This is a genomic window from Treponema sp. OMZ 857 (assembly GCF_024181085.1).
GTDB lineage: Bacteria > Spirochaetota > Spirochaetia > Treponematales > Treponemataceae > Treponema.
Genome location: NZ_CP051147.1, coordinates 2,444,446 through 2,463,525 on the forward strand (window position 1 = coordinate 2,444,446; position 19,080 = coordinate 2,463,525).

Consider the following 19,080-nt stretch of genomic DNA (forward strand, 5'->3'; position numbering starts at 1 on the left):
GAGGAGGTGCCGATGAAAAAGAGCTTCGATGGACAGCATCGAGCTGCCATGGGATTTGCTCATTTTCACACCTCCTACAGTCCTTATGTGACTTTTGGAAGAAAATGGCTGGAAAAATTCATCATTTCTTAAATTAAAATTTATTTAAGTGCTTCCACTTCTGCTTGAGGGAGTCCTACAATTTTGCAAATATCGCCGAGGGGATAGCCCATTGTAAGCATGGTTTTTGCCGTTTCGAGTTTCGTTTGGCGGGAGCCTTCGGCAAAGGCGGCTCTTCCGGCTTCTTCTCTTTGCACTGCAATATCAGTATCGTAATCATATTCAGCTATTAACATATTTATAACCTCCCTTGCTTTTCTTTGTAGATACTCTTTCAGTATATCGTTTTGTATACATTCTTTAATGGCTTTCTCGAAACCATGATCTCTATCAACTGCAATATGGCGGCGTACCGCATCCACAAACCGGCTATATTGTCCTAACAGCTCACAACTTGTTACTATTCGACTGTTTTTATCATAATTGATATTTATCAGTTGTACAACAAGTTCAAGACTTGGTACTTCCGGTTGCACAATAAAGGAATCTGAAAGCTTCAATACTTGTTTTGCAGGCAGTTTTTCGACTCCATTATAAAAGACGTAAAATGCCGGAACCGGGATCTTTTTAAGCGTCCGTGAATAGCGGTCGCGAGGATTTTGGATATGTTCATACAACCGCGTAACATATTCAAGACATCTTAATGGCATATTCGGATTTACGGTTGACTGATGTTCCGCAAGAACAATAATTTTATTATCAACGAGATATGATACATCATTAGCAAATGACATATACATGGTTTGTTTAAGCCGTATATTTTTCAATATATCTGTAGACTGATAATTTGTAGCATATAAGGCATTATACAATGACAAAAAGTTCTTTTTTGCATTTCTATCTTCACCGAAAAGATCAACAAAGACCGAATCCTTATAATGGCGATTGTGTTTTCTCATAGTAATTTACCTCCGTGGATATACCTCTTATATAAAGCACGGCTGCAAAAATGGCTGGAAAAATCACTAGGCATCTCTAAAAATCTGAAGTTTTTAGAGGTTCTCAACTATAATTCACATCAAAAATTCATCATTTCTTAAATTAAAATTTATCGCTGGGAAGCCTCTGCGCGCTTCTCCCCTCCCCGGCAAATCCCGTTCATCCTATTCACTAAAATCGCTAAATGAGGTATCATTTCAGCCGTTTTATGAAAAAAAGGGGGAATCCGTTATGGATATTCAATCGGTATTAAAAAGTCTGCACCCGCTTGAGATCAAGGTATTAAAGAACTTTAAGATAGGCGAAGGATTATATGCGAAAAAACTGCAAGAGGTTTTGCAGTATAAAGAAGGCCACGCGAATCAGGCCTTTTCGTGGCTCAAGCTCAAGGAGTTGGTAAAAGAAAAGACGAGAAAGACAACCGTTGTCTATGAATTGACGGAGCTGGGCAAAGACTATGCAAAAAACGGATTGCCTACCGAGCGGATTATCCTATTGTTAAAGGAAGCAGGGCCGCTCAAGCTGCCCGAAATTGCGCAAAAACTCGGTTTACAGAATAAGGATGTCGGCTCTTCCTTCGGGGAGCTTTCCAAGGCGGGCTGTGCCGCGATGAATGATGAAAAAAAAGCGGCATATATAAAAGACCCTGACGATAAAAACTTCCTATTAAAAAAAGCACTGCTGAAACGTGCCGCGGAGGCTGCCGAGTGCCGTCTGCCTGAGGACTCTTTAACGGAGGACGAAAAGACCTGCATTGCCGATATTGCAAAAAAGCGCGGCGCTGCGGATGCCGCATTCAAGATTATCGAACGGGACGAGATTGTTTACGCCTTTACGGATATGGTTGCCGCAGTGCAGAAGGCATTGAATGCGGCCGGTATTACCGGCGACGAAACAGGACAGCTGACATCCGAAAGCCTTAAAACAGGCGCATGGAAAACGCAAACCTTCCGCAGCTACAATATCCAGCTGCCGCCAGCCCGCGTTATCCCCGGCAGAACAAACCCCTACGTTGATTTTTTGGAGAGCGTCAAAGATAAACTCACGTCGCTCGGCTTCGAGGAATTTGACGGGCCGCTGGTCGAAACGGATTTCTGGAACTCTGATGCGCTCTTTATGCCGCAGTTCCACGCAGCCCGCGACATTCACGATGTATATTACCTAAAAAATCCCACGCACGCCAAAGCGATTGAGGAACCCTTCCTTTCCCGCGTTGCCGAAATTCACGAAACGGGCGGGGACAGCGGCAGCCGCGGCTGGAACTATCACTTTGACCGCGATTTTACCCGACAGCTTTTACTGCGCAGCCAAGGCACGGTATTGTCCGCTCATCAGCTGGCAAAGGCAAAAATCCCGGGTAAATACTTCGGTATTGCACGCTGCTTCCGCTACGATAAGGTAGACGCAACACACCTTTCCGACTTTTACCAGACGGAAGGTATCGTCCTCGGCGAACAGGTCAACCTGCGAACGCTGCTCGGTATCCTCAAAATGTTTGCCGTCGAAATCGCCGGTGCTACGGAAGTGAAATATGTTGGCGGGTACTTCCCCTTTACGGAACCTTCTATAGAAGTGCATATCAAGCATCCGGTACTCGGCTGGTTCGAGCTGGGCGGCTCCGGCATCTTCCGCCCCGAAGTTACCAAGGCAATGGGCATCGACGTTCCCGTTCTGGCATGGGGTATCGGCATTGACCGTATGGCGCTGATGGCATTGGGGCTCAACGATTTACGCGAGTTGTTCAGCACCGATATCGAAGGCGTCCGGCTCCGCAGATAGCACAGGGCACTTTATCGTATTGATAATTATCAATACGATAAAGGCAAGCGCGTAACACAAAAACGATAATCTATGAACCGGAAATCTTCTTTACTCAAAAGCGGTATTAGCCTGTCCGTACTCACCCTCATCTCGCGGATTTTGGGGCTGATACGGGAAATGACCAAATCAGCTTTCCTCGGCACCGGCCCCCTTGCGGACGCCTTTACCGTTGCCTTTATGATTCCCAATCTGCTCAGGCGTATCTTTGCCGAAAACAGCATGACTGTTGCGTTTATACCTACTTTCCAAACGTATCTGGAGGAAGAAAAACGCAATACGCCGGATGCAAAGGCGACGATGAAGGAGTTCCTTTCCGCAACGTTCACCATGCTGTCTTTTGCCGTAACAGGAACCGTCATCATCGGTATTTTGTGCAGCGGTCTGATTGTTGCAGTATTCTTTCCGAAAATCGGCGACTTTTCCGCAACGGTGCTCTTAACGCGCATCATGTTTCCGTACCTGCTGCTTATCTCCGTAGCGGCATTCTTTCAGGGGATATTGAACGGCGTCCGCAGCTTCTTGCCGACTGGAATTACGCCGATTTTGTTTAACCTGTCCGTTATCGGCTGTACCTTTGTACTCGCAAAGCCCTGCGGCAATCCGGCGCTTGCAATGGCAATCGGCGTGGTAATCGGCGGCTCCTTCCAAATGCTGTTTCAGCTCCCCTTTGTACTGCGCGCAGGCTTTTCGTTTAAGCTGATATCGTTCCGGCGCTGTGTCCGGAACGCCGGAGCGCGGAAAATCCTACGGCTGATTGTGCCGACCTTGATAGGTACGGCGGTGTATCAGATTAACGACCTCGTTTCCACGGCGCTTGCGACATACTCCGGAGTCGGAGTCGCGGCAAGTTTGCAGTATTCAATCCGTTTACAAGAACTTATTCTCGGCATCTTCGCCGTTTCCGTCGGCACGGTTATCCTGCCCGATCTTTCCGCCCATGCGGTTAATAAGCAATGGGAAGTATTTCAAAAACTTTTACTGAATGCCGCAAAAATTATTGCGCTCGTAACCGTTCCTGCAACGATTTTCCTGCTCTGTTCGGGCGAACATATTATCATTTTGGTGTATAAGAGCCGCCGCTTCACCGACGAGTCTGTCCGGCTTACTTTGCAGGCCTTTCAGTGGCATATTGCAGGGTTGTTTTTTATTGCATTAAACAGGATTTTAACCTCGGCTTTTTATGCACAAAGCGATACCAAACGTCCTACGATTGCAGGTATTGCGTGTTTCGGAATCAATATTGTGCTTGCGGCAGCTTTGGCAGGCCTTATGCAAGGCGGAGGCATCGCATTGGCACTGACCGTTGCGAGCGCCGTCAATACCGGCCTTTTGCTGTATTTCCTTACCAAAAGCGATTCGATCGATGTGCGTACCTTGCTTGTATCGGCAACCGGGTTTACCGTTAAGATGCTGCTTTTTTCGCTGATTGCCGCCGCTCCGCTGTATTTTTTCGGAGCACGGCTCTACGATCCGTTAGCGGCGTACCCACGCATTATCGCACAGGGGCTTCCGCTCTTTATCAGCGCCGCGCTTTTCGCACTGATTATTTTAACGCTGCTTTTGATAACGGGAGATTCTTTGTTAAAAACTGCCGTACAAAAAATACGGCGGCGGTAGCGTATTTAATTAATTGGTAATTTGTAATTGATAATTTAATTACACATTATCAATTATCCATCATCAATTAATTATTACCCGATTGCGTTTAAGACTTTGTTCAATCGGTTCTTATCAAAAAGATCCAACGGGCGGCCTTCCGTAAAGCGGCGTGCTTCTTCCGTAAAGGTACCGGCAGTCATACAAATCCCCTTACCGGCCTTCATCTCTTTAATTCTTCCGTGAAAGTCGCGCAACACCAACTCACCGACCGAGCCTTGAGAGCGGAAGAAGCGGTATATCACGAGATCCGCCCATTTGGGCGTATCGATTTCCGCAACGATATCGGTATAGGTTGCAAGAACACTGATATCAAGTATCTTCACTTTAGCGTTAGGAAAGAAACGAGAAACGATTTTGCGGCACAATCCGACAAATTCACTCTGCCCTGCCATCAAATATGTATGGAGGTTTTTATTCTGATTTAATTCCTGATACCGCATAATAAGGGAAGCAACATCTTTATAGCCCGGACTGACGGTCTGGATTTCTTTTAATTGGATCAGTGCTTTTTGTAAATCTTGCGTTTTAATCCGTGCAGCAGCTAAATTATAGCGCAGCTCGTTCATGATATCCAACGGAATGCTGTCATGTTTTAGACCGATTTCAAAATCTTCAATTGCCTTATCCAATTGACTCGCACGCATCCGTATTAACCCTGCATAGAGCGCTGCACGAGGCCCCACTTCGGGAGATACCCGCAAATGCGTAAAGATTTTTAATGCTTGATCATTCGAGCCGACTTCATAAAAACATTCTCCCATTGCAAAGAGTGCTTCCTTATTATCCGGCTGCACATCTAAGACTTTTTTCAAGCTGGGAAGCGCCTCTTGATATTTCCGTAAACTTTGGAGCGTATAGCCAAGATATTTTAACGCCATCACGTTATCAGGTTGAGTGAGCAATGCTTTCCGCAAAAATGGAACCGCTTTTTCATATTCTTTTTGAATATAGTAAATATATCCGAGGTTATAGTTTATTTCAAAATGGTTGGGATTAATATTTTTTGCCAGCAAAAGCCCTTTCTTCGCTTCTGCAAACCGGTCTGTTTTCATTGCGCTGATGCCGTACCGTAAGCTGATTTCAAATTGCTCCGATGGAATACGCCCGCTCATCTGATCCAACAGCGGCGCATAAGAAGCATAGGCCTTTTCCCAGTCTTGATCCTGAAAGTATATATCTCCGACCATTAAAAGTGCGGCGCTGTCGTTCGGATTTTGCGCAAGCCGCTTTGTTGCTTCGCGTATTACTGCGGCCTTATTTTTTTTGCCGATCGATAATGTTCCGCGGCCTTTAAGCCCCGTCATAACAACTGTTACGACGGCAACAACTGCGATAATGATGAAAATAGAGATAATTACAACAGACATACTGTATGTATTATCTTATCTATTTGGATAACTGTCAAGATAAGCCCCGTTTCCGAAATATTGCTTATTTACGAGTGCGGTGTCGTACGATATTCACAAAAAAATTCCACAGCGGGATTAAGTACAGAAAAAAGGCTGCTACAAGCACTACCGACGGCGCACCGATTGAAGTCAACGGAACGCTTACCGCTATCGACCACGGCATCAGCGGCGCAACAACAACGGCGGTATTCTCCAAGTAAGATGCAAGGGTGTTTTTATCTTCTATAAGATCGTCGCATACTTGATGAGTAAGTATAATCGCCAATGTTTGATTGCAGGCAATCGCCGAAGCAAATACGGATGCAGTAAGAACACTACCGAATGCAGTAATCCGTTTGCTGAGCCGCTCCATGAACCGCTGTATTCCTGCAAAAAAATGAGTTCCTTTAAACATTCCCGAATAACAGGATGAAATACAGATAATTATCGATACCCGTATCATAGAAACAATTCCGCCGCCGGTCATAAGTTTTGCCAGTTCCGCATCCTGAGGATGAAAGCCGAAAAAGACTATTTTTATCAGCTCTGCCGCATGGATATGCTGAAAAAGTCCGGCGCAGAACAATCCCGCAAGACAGCTGACAGTCATTGTTATTTTTACATCGATTTTCAGCAAGGAAAAAAGAATAATGATGCCGGCAGGAATAATCGTAAAAAGCGAAAGGTTGTAGGAGTCGGCAAAGATATGAAAGGTCATACCGTTCCCCGTGCCGGGATTGATAATAAGCCCGATACTACCATACAGAACCACCGTGACAATAAAGGGGATAAATGCGGTTTTCACCATCGTTTTGATATTATTGAAGACATCAGTATACGTTAATCCGCTGATGAGATGCGCTCCCGACGACATCGGTGAGCAGCGGTCTCCGAAAAATATCCCCGAAATAACAGCGCCCCCTGCATATATAACGGGAATGTTCATACTGTTTGCCAGCGTCATACAGATAACACCGATGGTAGCGGCGCTTCCGAAGGCAGTACCCATCAAAAACGATACAAAACAGCATAGCAGAAAACAGATCAGCACCATTGCTTGCGGCACCGCGAACATGGATGCATAGTAGACGATAAAAGCAATGGTTCCGCACGCACGCCATATTGCAGTGATGCTGCCTATCAATATAAAAATTATCAGAATATTTTTTACGGTAAGAATACCGCGGAAGGAATAGCAGAGCATATCTTTCCACGTTTTGCCTTTAATAAGGCCGAACGTGAAGAAAAGCGCATAGCCGAATATCAACGCATATAGAATTGAATAGTCAAGAATAACGCAGATAATTAAACTGACGGAAAACAGCAACAGAATACATAATTCAAGCATAAGCCCTCTACGTTCCTTTCCATCATTATTATGCAGAGTTACCTATCTGTCAATGAGGAAGACGCAAGGCAATTGCATCAGGTGGTTCTTGGCAACCCCGCAGAATAATGGAGATCGTCCAAGCAGAGTTGAACCTCTTCGCGGTTCAAATGCTTCCCAATCTCCATTATTCTGCGATTTTGATGTATTTGTCTGATGCAATTGTCCTTTTTCTCAAAAATAAAATGTGCAAAATTTTATCCAAAATTTTGCACAAAAGGACGGCAAAACCGCATCAAGGCAAAAAAAAGGTGATAATCACGGTACGGCTAAAGGAGAGATGTAAAGGCCGTACAATGACTATCACCGGGATTAGCTATTGTTTGTATTAAGCCGACACGTAAGATTTAAGCCTACCGTGCCAGGCTTTTGTAAATTTTTTCTATATTGGAGGTCATCCGTTCCATATAGGATAAACCGTCCTCAGCCGACTCAATCGTATAAATTGTTTGCACCGAAGCTCCAACTTCTTTTGCTAAGGTAGCCGAAACTTGCGGGCTGGCCGCATTTTCGGAGAAAACAACTTTAATTCCATATTGGTTACAATAATCTGCTAATTTTGCTAATTGTTGTGCACTCGGTTCTCCGCCAGAAAATACATCTTCCACGCTATTCTGTTCAAGCCCGAAGTCACGGCAAAGATAGCCGAACGCTGCGTGTCCGGTAACAAAACGACGATGGGATACTTTAGCAAAATTACTGCGATATTTTGCTAAAAGCGCATCAGCATTCGCAATAAAAGTTGCGGCATTCGCCTTATAGAAAGCGGCATTTGCAGGATCTACCTCACTTAAACCGTCGGCGATATTCTTAACCATCACTTTAGCGGATTCAAGGCTCAACCACGCATGGGGATCAACTGCATCGTGGTCGTCATCATGATCATGGTCATGCTCGTCGTGATCATGATCGTGCTCATCTTCGTGGTGGTGGTGATGATGGTGTCCTTCTGCGAGTTCGATCGGTTTAATACCGTTACTTGCGCAGATAGTCTTTATCGTATCCTGCTTTACCGCATGGAGAGCATCTGTAAGCCACGGTTCCATACCAAATCCATTATAAACAACGGCTTTCGCCTGCATTAAGAACTTCAGATCCCCAGCTTTAGGTTCAAAATCGTGTGCTTCAACTCCCGGCGGGATAATCGTATGGACGTATACCTTATCTTTACCCACGATTTCCGTGAGTTCCTTCATCGCATCAAAGGTTGCTGCAACGGCAACTTTTCCTTCCATGTTTTTTTCGGTTTTTCCGCCGGCAAACAGGTTTACCGCGGCGATGCCGAAAAACATCATACAAACTGCTGTAAAAAACAATTTCTTCATTAAGAAAACTCCTCTTGCAATGCTAGTTGCAAATCGGTTGCAAGTATACACAAATGCAAAAAGTTTGCAAGTAGAAAATAAAAATAAATGTTAATAATGTATCATACTTTTTATACTTGGGAATTTTTCCGCCCCTTTACAGAACCGGATATTAGTCATACAGTAGCAAGGATGAAACTGCTCCATACCGCTGACCTGCATTTGGGAAAGACGCTGCATGAAACGCCGCTGCTCGGCGTGCAGGAAAAAATGTTGAACGATATTCATGATATCCTTACACGAGACGACTATGCAGCGCTGATTATCGCAGGCGATGTGTATGACCGCGCTATTCCTTCGGCGGAGGCGGTTTCGCTTTTCAGCCGATTCCTTGCACGGATACGGGAGGATTGTCCCGATACAGCGGTGTTTATCATTCCCGGTAACCACGATTCTGCGCAGCGGCTCGCCTTTGCCCGCGAGATACTGCAAAATCAGCGCATCTACATTGCGCAGGATACAAGCAGGCTTGCTGATCCGGTGATTCTTACCAAGGGCGCGGAAAAACTTGCGGTATACCTGCTCCCCTTTTTAAACTTCGGCACTTTTTCGGAAGAAAAAAAAGAAGCGTGCCGCGCCGCGGGTGATTCTCAGGCAGAAATGGCGGCGGTTGCATCGCACATACTGAAACAAGCGGTACGGCCGGGCATACCCGCGCTGTTAGCGGCGCACCTCTTTACCGTCGGCGGGCAGAGCTCCTCCAGCGAGCGCACCTTTATCGGTACCGCTGAATATGTCAATCCCGACCTTTTTTCTTTTTTCGATTATGTTGCGCTCGGACACTTGCACCGCTGTCAACGGATAACCGACAGAATGTATTATTCGGGTTCGCCCCTCCCCTACTCCTTTGATGAATCGGAGGATGCCAAGTGCGTCCTTTCGATAGATATCGACTGTACACAAAAACAAACTACCGCCGGAAAGAACAACAAGAAGAAAGCTAACGCGGAACTCTTCGATAGTGAAACAACTCAAGCTCATGCGGAGCTTTTCGACAAGGAGATAATAAACTCCTGCACGAAACTGTTTGATGCGGCCAATCAGCAGTCCGATATGAACAATGCAAAGGCTCCGCTCAACATTGAGCGGATACCCATTATTTCCGAACGTCCGCTTAAACGGCTGGAAGGCAATTTTGAAGAGTTTTTTACCGGAAACCGTTACGACGAATGGAGCGGCTGCTATCTGGAAATCACCCTGAACGATGCAGAGGTCATTGCACACCCGATGCAGCTGCTGCGGCAGAAATTTCCGTTTTTGCTGAGTATCCGGCAAAAGAGCTTTATGAATCGGGAACAGCAGGACGGGGAAGAACAGCTGACACTCCGCGAACGGACAGCGGAAGACCCGCTCACGTTAGCCGAAAATTTTAGCCGGTTTGAAATCGTCATTAACGGCGAGGCGAACCAAATGAAGCAGGAGCTTTTTGAACAGCTTTGCAAAGAGGCTATTGATGAGACCTAAAGAACTGATATTGCACAACATCGGCCCTTTTACCGGCGAGCATACCGTCAACTTTGACAGCCTCGGCTCCCTCTTTTTAATTTACGGACAAACCGGCGCCGGAAAGACCACGCTCTTCGACGCCATTTCCTACGCCTTCTACGGAAAACCGCTCGGCGGAAGATCGGGCGTTATGCGGAATTTGCGGAGCCACTTTGCGGACGACTATGCAGTCTCCGACGTCATACTCACCTTTTTTATCGGAGCGCAGCTGTACCGAATAAAACGGCAGCTGCCGTATACCAAAGAAGGCCGAAAGCTGGAAACTCCGGAAGAAGTCTCCCTCGAATGCTACGAAAACGGCAGCTGGGAAAACCGCTCATCGACGAACAAGCGGGAAACCGATGCTTCAATCCAAAATCTGATTAAACTTTCCGACAAAGAGTTCAGCCGCATCGTCCTTTTGCCGCAGGGAGAATTTGCGCAGTTTTTGCGGGCACAGTCGAGCGATAAAAAAGAGACGCTGATGCACTTGTTTCCTATCAAACGCTACTCGGATTTAATGCAGGAAGCGAAGCTCCGCGCAGACACGCTGCAACAGGAAGCGCATACAATAGAAGCAAACCTTAAAACCTTGCATACCCGCTTTGTGTACCACCGCTACGAGAGCGACCGCGCAGAGCTGCTAAACGAAATTGACCGTATCAGGGATGAACACGGCAGCGTCCTTACTGCCCTACAGAAAAAAAACACCGAGCTTGAGCAGGAAAAAATACTTGCAGAAAAGCGGAAAGAGCTGGAGCGGGTTACCGAAGAGCTGGAAGCATACCGCATCCGCGAAGAGGATATCCGCAATTTAAAAGCGAAAATCGAAAAAGCGCAGCGGGCGGCTCCGCTCGCAGTCCACGTAAATCAGCTCCTTGAGTTGGAAGCGGCATGTGCGGCGGACGAGCGGCAGATACGGGAAAAACGGGAACGCATGGAAGAACTGACCGCCCGTATGAACACTTTGCAGGAGCGGCACAGCGAGATCACCGCAAAAGAACAGCAGCGGGACAGCCTCTATGCCGTCATCGACTCGCTGCGGAAAGCCGCCGTGTTGGAACAGGAAATCGGAGCGGAGCAAGCCGAAGAAGGCAAGCTGAAACGCACCGCTGCTGCTGCCCAAGCGCAACTACAACACATCGAAGCACAGCTCGCCGCCGTTACGGAAAAAACCGCAGCCATTGCTCCCGCCGTCGATGTGCTTGACGAGCGGGAACACGCCTACCGCAGCCTGCAAATACGGCTCGACATAGAAAAACAGCTGCACGATATGTTATGCAAACAAGAGCAGCTCACCACCTTTTTGCACAGCTATGCGCAGGCTGCGGATAATGCGCGGACACAGCTTGCAGAGATCGCCCACGACTGTGATATTCAAACGGAACAAATCAATAGAATAGAAGAAGAAAAAAAAGCAGCGGAACGGCAGCGTGCAGCGGCAGCACTCGCAGAACACCTCGAAGAAGGAAGCCCCTGCCCCGTCTGCGGTTCGGTACATCACCCCGCACCGGCACAAGGTATGTCAGAAAGTGCGTTCAGCTTTGACGAGCGGATAGAAGCGGCAAAACGGAGCACAGCAAAACTGCAACATGAAAAAGAAAAAGCGCAGACGGCGCTCGCCGGTGCGGAGGCTTCGTATACAAACTATCAAAAGCAAATAGACGAACGGGCGGCCGCTGCGGCGGATTTACAGCTGCGGTATAAAGAATGCAGCGCGGTTCCCTTTCCGGAAAGAAAGGATGCGGCGGAATGCCGCATTAAGGAAACCGCTCAGCAGATAAACGAGGCAGTGCAGGCGTACAACGCATCCCGCAAAGCCTTTGCCGAACAAAAAACGCTGGAAGAAGAAGTCCGCCGTTTGCAGCGGGAGCGGCAGGAATGTACGCAGCAGCACCATAGCGCGGAACAACGCTTAAGCGGGGTTTCCGCCGCGCTGCAAGAAAAACGCCGCCAGTTTGACCAAGCGTTTTCTCAGCTGCCCGAAAATCTGCGCAGCATTCAGCTGAGCGCGGATACGAAAATTTTGGACAAACAGAGAACCGACGGCAGAAGTAAAGCCTACGATATTGAAGTCTCCAATGCTGATATCCCCGATGCCTCTTCCGGCAAGACTGCACCGGAGCAATATGATATTTCCGATGCGGAAACTGCGTTGGAGCAATGCGAAGCGCTGCTGCAGGAACTCAAACTGACTATCAACGCCTATCATACCGATGTTTCAGAAGCAACGCAAAACCTTGAACGAATCCGCGGCGAACTTTTCGCGGCGGAAACGCACGGACAGGAACGCGCGCAGCAGCGCAGCGAAAAAACGTCATTGCTCCAAGCCGCGTATATAAAGGAAGGTTTTGCCGATTTGGAGGATCTGCAGCAAGCCGTGTGCAGCGAACCGGAAGTTGCGCAGTGGAAAACCGAAATCGACACCTTTTATGAGCAGTACGCGGCGTATAAGCAGGCGGCAGCCGGATTGGAAAAAGACGTTACCGCGACGGAACCGCGCGACCTCGATGAGCTGGAAACAGCCGTCGAAGCCCTGCGCCAACGGTATGACGAAATACAGGCGCGGCTCGAAGTCCTCAATGCGGAAAAAGCAAAGCTGGAGGAGCTGTACGCCCAGCACACGGAACTGACAAAAGCCCTCGCAGTTAAAACAGCGGAGGCGCAAAACTGGGTAGCCCTTGCAAAAGACCTCTGCGGCAGCAATCCGCGGAAGCTCCAGTTCGACACGTGGATCCTTTCCGCCTTTTTGCATGAAGTAACCGTGTTTGCAAATAAGCGGCTTGAGCGGATGAGCGAAGGACGGTACCGACTTGCCGTCAGCGAAGAGCACGGCGCAGGCAATGCATACCGAGGCCTCGACTTGGAAATCGCCGACGCCTACACCGGTAAATGCCGCCCTTCCGCGACCCTCTCCGGCGGGGAAACCTTTATGGCCTCCATCAGTCTTGCGCTCGGCCTTGCCGATTCCATTCAAGCGCGGGCAGGCGGCATCAGAATAGATTCGATGTTCATCGACGAAGGCTTCGGGTCGCTCGACGAAAAAGCCCTGGAAAACGCCGTCAGCATCTTAGATGAAATACGTGGGAACCGGATGGTCGGCATCATCTCTCATGTCGGCGAACTGCAAAGCCGCATCCCACAAAAAATTGAAGTAATAAAAACCGGAACAGGTTCCTCCATCCGGCAAGGCAAGGCGCAACCTTGACTTTACTCGGATGGGAGTATAGTATAGGGACTCTTAATTAATTTTCGGGATTCTTTAAATACCCTAGCTTTAGAGTATCCCGCTTGTCAAAGTAGGTGCTTATGAATTTGAAAAACGCACTGGTTAAAAGGCTATACAAACATCCGCGTATTATTTTGGGTACTATTCTCGGCATCACGCTCTTCTTTGCACTACAGCTTCCGCGTGTCCGATTTGATAATAATAATTTCCGCTTTATACCGGAAAGCGATCCATCACGGATAGCCGACGCCGAAATGGCAAAGATATTCGGCGACTCGGTGCCGCTCTTGATAGGAATCCAACGGCAGTATTCGACAGTCGTTAATCGGGAATTTTTAGAAAAAATGCAGGAGCTGGATAAGCAATTGCTTGCATTGCCGTTAGTGAAAAACGTTGTATCATTGACGAGAACAACCCATATCGAAGCGGTCGGTGATTCAATTCTAAACGAAAAGCTTGTGCCGGAACATTTAACCGGTTCACAGGAAGAATTGAACACAATTACCGAAAGACTCCGTTCGATGGAAACCTATAACCGAAGCTTGGTTTCCGACGATTTAAAAGCGACACAAACTATTATCTTCCTTAACGTCAAACAGGAAGAAAGCGGTTCGCCGGAAACGGTTGCCGTATGCCGTGAGGTGATGCGCATCGCGGAGGAATGGGACTTCCCCGACTCCGTTACCTACGTAACCGGCGCACCGGTATTCAGTGAAATTGTCAACGAAGCAACCGGTCATGATTTAATGTTCCTTGTGCCTATCGTCGTCATCGTAGTAGCTGGGGTTTTATTCTTTTCGTTTAGAAGATTTACCGGTGTATTTTTACCGCTGCTCACCGTAATTATTTCATGCATTTGGGCAATCGGTGCAATGGCGTTGCTGCACATTCCGTTGACCATTCTTTCGACGGTGCTTCCCGTCATACTGATTGCCGTCGGCAGTGCATACGGTATTCATGTTATCAATCACTATTTTGATGAAGTAACGCAGAGTAAGGAAATCTCTACCGAAACTCATTCGGCACAGATTGTCGAAGCTATGGCGCGGGTTATTCCGCCGGTTTTTTTGGCGGCGCTTACAACCTTTGCCGGTTTTGTATCATTCTGTTTTACGAGCGTTGTCCCGATTTTTGAGTTCGGTATCTTTTCGAGCTTCGGCGTCCTTTCAGCCTTTATTGTTGCGGTAACACTTATCCCTGCAATTCTTATTTTGCGCGGACCGCGGAATCCGACTATCGGCGGGCGCTTTGGGGCAAAATCGAGCCATAGCGGCATTATCGATCGGATTATTGCAGATACGCTGATGATTATTCATGCACACAAGCGCAGTGTACTTTTGGTCAGCGTTGGCTGTATCATTTTTGCCGGTTTGGGAATTTCAAAACTCGTTATCGATAACGTATTAATGGAATATTTTGAACCGGATGTGCAGGTTGTCCGATCCGATACCTTTATCCGCGAAAACTTCGGCGGTTCAAAGTTACTGAACTTAATTATCACGGGTACGAAACAGGGTGATGTTATTCGACCGGACGTATTGCAGGCAATCGATTCACTTGCCGAGTATGCGGAAGAAAATATCCCCGAAGTAGGAAAAATTACCTCGCTGGCGGATGTTATTAAACGGTTCAATCAAGTGTATAACGCGGATGCTCCGGCAACGGGACTTGCGCCTACCGGTACAAACTCCACGGGAAAAGGAGAAGAAGATTCGTTTGGTGATTTCGGGGACTTCGGAGATACGGACAGCTCATGGGGCTTTGATGATACTGACTCATGGAGTAATTCGGAACCATCGGCAGCAGCATCCGGTAAAACAGGGAACACCGCTGTGAAAACACAAAAAGAACCGGTGTATACTTTTTCCGAACTCATCGAAAAACTTGCAGCTGCTCAAACAGCCCGCCGCGGCAGATATGTTTCTGCGACCGAGGTGATTGATGCGTTAAAGAAAGATGTCAATTATAAAGGCGCTGCCTACTACGAAATTCCTACGGAGCCGCAAAAATACGGCAAAGAGACGCAGGAAGAACTTACTGCACTTATTCAAAATTATCTTCTTCTGATGGCGGGGAATGTGCAGGACTTTATCGACGACACATATACTCCGACTACGCTTAAAGTAAATATTCAGCTAAGGACGCTCGGTCAACAAGACAGCGAACGGGCATTGCAAGCGATTATGGCATATGTCAAGGATAATTTTCCCAAAGACATATCGGTAGAACCGAACGGTTCAATGTTTATAGAGCAGTCGTTGAATACCCTTGTAGTACAGTCCCAGCTGATTTCCGTGGCGGTGTCATTCGGCATTGTATTTTTAATTTTAGCGGTCTATTACCGCTCCATTATTGCAGGTATTATCGGCATTATCCCGCTGATGATTTCCGTTGCACTGAATTTCGGTTTTATGGGAATCGTCGGTATAAAGCTCAATATCGGTACGGCAATGGTGGCAAGTTTTGCAATCGGTATCGGTATCGATTATACCATCCACTATTTGGCGGCTTATCACCATGAGTATACCAAACGGCGCGACGACCGGAATTTCCTTATCCACACGTTCTACGGTTCCGGTAAGGCAATTCTGTTTAATGCGGTATCAGTCGGTGCAGGCTTTGCCGTTTTAATACTTTCAAAGTTTAATATGCTATCCGAACTCGGCTTGTTGATTGCGTTGGTGATGGGCACCAGCTCTTTCGCCAGCTTAACGGCATTACCAACCATCCTTTCGATTGTAAAGCCGCGGTTTATTACTAAAGCCTTACCGGGAGATAGTACAGAGCCGTAGGCTTTGATATTTTTCTAAAAGATTTTTATGGAGGTAACAATGAAAAAATTACTAATGCTTTGTTTTTTATTGCTCTGCAGCATCGCAGTGCTTTTTGCCGAAGAAACCGCCGAATCCATTATGAAGGGCGCTCCGTCAAAAATAACAATTGAAACAATCGGGACGCGGGCAAAGATGGAAATCCAACGAAATGGAACGACGATGGCGGAACTGTTGGTCGATCAATATTCCGTGCAAAAAGAAAACGATCACCGCACCTTTTTGGAAATTAAAGCGCCTGCAAATGTAAAAGGAACGCGTTTTTTGATGATTGCAAAAGACGGTGTTACCGATCAGCGGATTTATCTGCCGTCACTCGGCAAAGTCCGCCGTATTACCGGTGAATCGGAAGGCACCGAAAGCTTTCTTGGTACTGATTTTTCGTATAATGATATGTCGTATTTGCAGCGGGACAGCAGTTTGGACACATACAAGATATTGCGCGAAGAAGAATACGGCGGAGCTTTGTGCTATGTCATCGAGGGCGTTCCTAAGGATGCGAAATCCGAGTATTCCAAAACCAATGTGTGGGTAGAAAAAAATTCCAAGCATTTGGTAAAGATTGCCTTTTATGACCGGAAAAATGTATTGGTAAAAATCATGGAAATGAGCAATTACGAGGCAACCCAAGGTGTGGACACTCCTCGGATTACCAAAATGACAACCCTTTCAACGAATACGGCAACGACTATCAATATTATCAAGATGCAATATAATATGAATATTCCTGATAAGATTTTTACTCCGCGCTATTTGGAACAAGGCCGTTAAGTTTTACCATATAAAAAAATAACCGGTATGCCTATTGGCTATACCGGTTCATCAGATGAGTATCAGCGTAACTGTTATTCAATTACCGCGACGATATCGCCTGCCTTTAAAATTAAGTACTCTTCGCCGTCGATCTTAATTTGCGTTCCTGCATATTTATCGTGCATCACTTTTTGACCGACCGACACCTTAATCTTCTCTTTATCATCGCCGATGGCAACGACAACTGCCGTCTGTGTTTTTTCCTGTGCGGTATCGGGAATAATAATTCCGCTTGCGGTTTTAGTTTCTACCTTATCGACCTTTACTAAAACACGGTCTGCTAATGGCCGTACTTTCATGTAAGAACCTCCTATCATAGTGTACTTTTCGGTAGTAAAAAAAATATGCCCCGATGACATCAAGGGCATTTTAACCGGATATAGCTGTGTCAATTTAACCCAGTTTTAATTTTATTTATACTGAGTGTGTCATTTCAACCATACAAGGTTATGTTAAATATACAAATAAAGATATAAAAAGGCAAGTTTTTTTCCTCTTTTTATGATTCTACGCTAAAAACACCGGTAATACAGCGTTTTTGTCTCATCTTTCTTCTTCATTCTGTCAAAATCATGTCGAATTTTCTATTTAAAAAGTTGGCATGGTGTTTGCTGTAATAATTAGTATATACGGTTCAACCAAGACGATCATCAGACCGCCTCATTGACCGGCGAGTTCTTGCTGCATTGCACCGGAATATCGTACACACCATTTGTGCAAGGAGATGACCTATGGAAAGAATACAGAATACACGTGCAGATAATAATGTCTTTGCAACCTATTTAAGAGAAATAAACAAGATACCGCTGCTGTCCGTAGAAGACGAAGTAAAATATGCAAAAGCCGCTGCCGCCGGTGATGAAAAGGCAAAAAAGATACTGATTGAATCGAACTTGCGCTTTGTAGTAAATGTCGCAAAAAAATATCAGAATAAGAATATCCCGATTATGGATTTAATCAGCGAAGGCAATATCGGATTGATGAATGCTGCCGACCGCTTTGACCCCGAGAAGGGATACAAGTTTATTTCTTATGCGGTATGGTGGATTCGCCAAGCAATTTTAAAAGCCATCTGCGAAAAATCCCGCATGATTCGGCTTCCGTTGAACAGAGCGAACGAACTGGTACAGATTGAAAAAGCTCGTAAACTTATGGGTAAGAGCGGCAGCGAACCGGAAGATAAAGAACTTACAACTATCGCGCAAGAACTCCGTATTGAACCTGAAATGGTGCGGACAATTATGAATGCTGCCCGCGACCCCGTTTCTCTGGATGCGCCGATATTTAATGATAATAGCGCTGCCAGTACCGGTGATTTTGTCGAAGATACCCGCTATATGCAGCCTGAAAGCTATGCGCTCGATATTGACTTACGCGAAAATATCGATACGCTGCTTGCTTCCTTGACTGACCGGGAAGCAGAAATTCTCCGTTACCGCTTCGGTTTAAATGGATATGAGCAGCTTTCGTTAAAGGAAGTGGGGATGCGGTTCAATTTAACCAAAGAGCGCATCCGCCAAATCGAAAAGAAAGCGCTTGAACGGTTGCAGTCGATAGGTCATCAGCACGAACTTGAAAGCTTCGTCGCATAAGACCGCAAAAGTTTGAAGGTTATTCTGCTACACTGGGTATACGGTATTCGGTGTAGCGGACATTCTTCTTTTCGACGGCATCGCGCAGCGAACGTTCAACTTTCGAAAGTGCAGCGTTTCCGGTTTTTACTTCGACAAACAGCACTTCATCAACTGTTCCTGTAGAAAGCCCCGGAAAAGCAACAAAGTCTACCGGTTTTCCTACAAACCGAATTTCTGTCGGATCGGCAGGGAAACCGGGAAAAAACGCTGCGAATTGTTCGGAGAGCTGTCCGTTCAGTACGGCTCGCGACCGTTTAACGGCATCTTCACGTGCCATTTTTATTTCCGCAGCGAGGTGCCTACTCGCAATGAGCTTACCGATCTTCGTTCCAAGGAAGAAAGCCACAATAATGAATAAAATCACTGTAACTGCTAAAATAATAAGCAAGAACCTGACTTCTAACGTATCGAGCATACCTTTCCTCCTCCAA

Annotated in this window: 13 protein-coding genes; 7 read left to right on the forward strand and 6 right to left on the reverse strand. The window is 46.5% G+C overall.

Annotation, left to right across the window (positions count from 1 at the left end; all coding sequences use genetic code 11):
* Window positions 1-140: 140 nt before the first annotated feature.
* Window positions 141-998: an Rpn family recombination-promoting nuclease/putative transposase gene (locus E4N66_RS10965; protein WP_253728041.1), complete on the reverse strand. Its 858-nt coding sequence runs from the start codon at window positions 996-998 to the stop codon at window positions 141-143.
* A gap of 271 nt (window positions 999-1,269) precedes the next feature.
* Between E4N66_RS10965 and E4N66_RS10970 the strand changes: the two genes are divergently transcribed.
* Window positions 1,270-2,817 carry a phenylalanine--tRNA ligase subunit alpha gene (locus tag E4N66_RS10970; protein WP_253728042.1) on the forward strand — a complete coding sequence of 516 codons (1,548 nt, stop codon included), beginning with the start codon at window positions 1,270-1,272 and terminating at the stop codon, window positions 2,815-2,817.
* A 72-nt stretch (window positions 2,818-2,889) separates the two neighbouring features.
* Entirely contained in the window at window positions 2,890-4,476 is a 1,587-nt protein-coding gene (gene murJ, locus E4N66_RS10975; RefSeq protein ID WP_253728043.1) for a murein biosynthesis integral membrane protein MurJ, read from the forward strand.
* A gap of 74 nt (window positions 4,477-4,550) precedes the next feature.
* Here the strand turns inward: murJ and E4N66_RS10980 are convergent, their stop codons facing one another.
* From E4N66_RS10980 to E4N66_RS10990, 3 genes are all read right to left on the reverse strand, one after another.
* Entirely contained in the window at window positions 4,551-5,885 is a 1,335-nt protein-coding gene (locus tag E4N66_RS10980) for a tetratricopeptide repeat protein (RefSeq protein WP_044013936.1), read from the reverse strand.
* A 64-nt stretch (window positions 5,886-5,949) separates the two neighbouring features.
* Window positions 5,950-7,254, reverse strand: coding sequence for a Na+/H+ antiporter NhaC family protein (locus E4N66_RS10985; protein WP_253728044.1), 1,305 nt, complete (start codon window positions 7,252-7,254; stop codon window positions 5,950-5,952).
* Between the two features lie 392 nt (window positions 7,255-7,646).
* Complete coding sequence (locus E4N66_RS10990; protein WP_253728045.1) at window positions 7,647-8,618, reverse strand: metal ABC transporter solute-binding protein, Zn/Mn family; 972 nt, start codon at window positions 8,616-8,618, stop codon at window positions 7,647-7,649.
* Window positions 8,619-8,789: 171 nt separating this feature from the next.
* Here E4N66_RS10990 and E4N66_RS10995 point away from each other — a divergent pair, with 171 nt between their 5' ends.
* The 4 genes from E4N66_RS10995 (at window position 8,790) to E4N66_RS11010 (ending at window position 16,973) form a co-directional block, all read left to right on the forward strand.
* Window positions 8,790-10,121, forward strand: a complete 1,332-nt coding sequence (locus tag E4N66_RS10995; RefSeq protein WP_253728046.1) for an exonuclease SbcCD subunit D — start codon at window positions 8,790-8,792, stop codon at window positions 10,119-10,121.
* Complete coding sequence (locus E4N66_RS11000) at window positions 10,111-13,350, forward strand: SbcC/MukB-like Walker B domain-containing protein (RefSeq protein WP_253728047.1); 3,240 nt, start codon at window positions 10,111-10,113, stop codon at window positions 13,348-13,350. The genes E4N66_RS10995 and E4N66_RS11000 overlap by 11 nt, the downstream gene beginning before the upstream one ends.
* Before the next feature lie 101 nt (window positions 13,351-13,451).
* Window positions 13,452-16,163, forward strand: coding sequence for an efflux RND transporter permease subunit (locus E4N66_RS11005; protein WP_253728048.1), 2,712 nt, complete (start codon window positions 13,452-13,454; stop codon window positions 16,161-16,163).
* Between the two features lie 39 nt (window positions 16,164-16,202).
* Window positions 16,203-16,973, forward strand: coding sequence for an outer membrane lipoprotein-sorting protein (locus E4N66_RS11010; RefSeq protein WP_253728049.1), 771 nt, complete (start codon window positions 16,203-16,205; stop codon window positions 16,971-16,973).
* A 74-nt stretch (window positions 16,974-17,047) separates the two neighbouring features.
* Here the strand turns inward: E4N66_RS11010 and E4N66_RS11015 are convergent, their stop codons facing one another.
* Window positions 17,048-17,314, reverse strand: a complete 267-nt coding sequence (locus E4N66_RS11015; RefSeq protein ID WP_016522397.1) for a co-chaperone GroES — start codon at window positions 17,312-17,314, stop codon at window positions 17,048-17,050.
* Between the two features lie 432 nt (window positions 17,315-17,746).
* On the opposite strand from E4N66_RS11015, the gene E4N66_RS11020 reads away from it, so the two are divergent.
* Window positions 17,747-18,607 (forward strand): sigma-70 family RNA polymerase sigma factor, encoded by an 861-nt coding sequence (locus E4N66_RS11020; protein ID WP_253673734.1) that lies wholly within the window; start codon window positions 17,747-17,749, stop codon window positions 18,605-18,607.
* 19 nt (window positions 18,608-18,626) lie between these two features.
* On the opposite strand, the gene E4N66_RS11025 is transcribed toward E4N66_RS11020, so the two are convergent.
* A complete protein-coding gene (locus tag E4N66_RS11025; protein ID WP_044013949.1) occupies window positions 18,627-19,064 on the reverse strand; it encodes a Holliday junction resolvase-like protein in 438 nt (145 codons plus the stop codon).
* Window positions 19,065-19,080 lie beyond the last annotated feature (16 nt).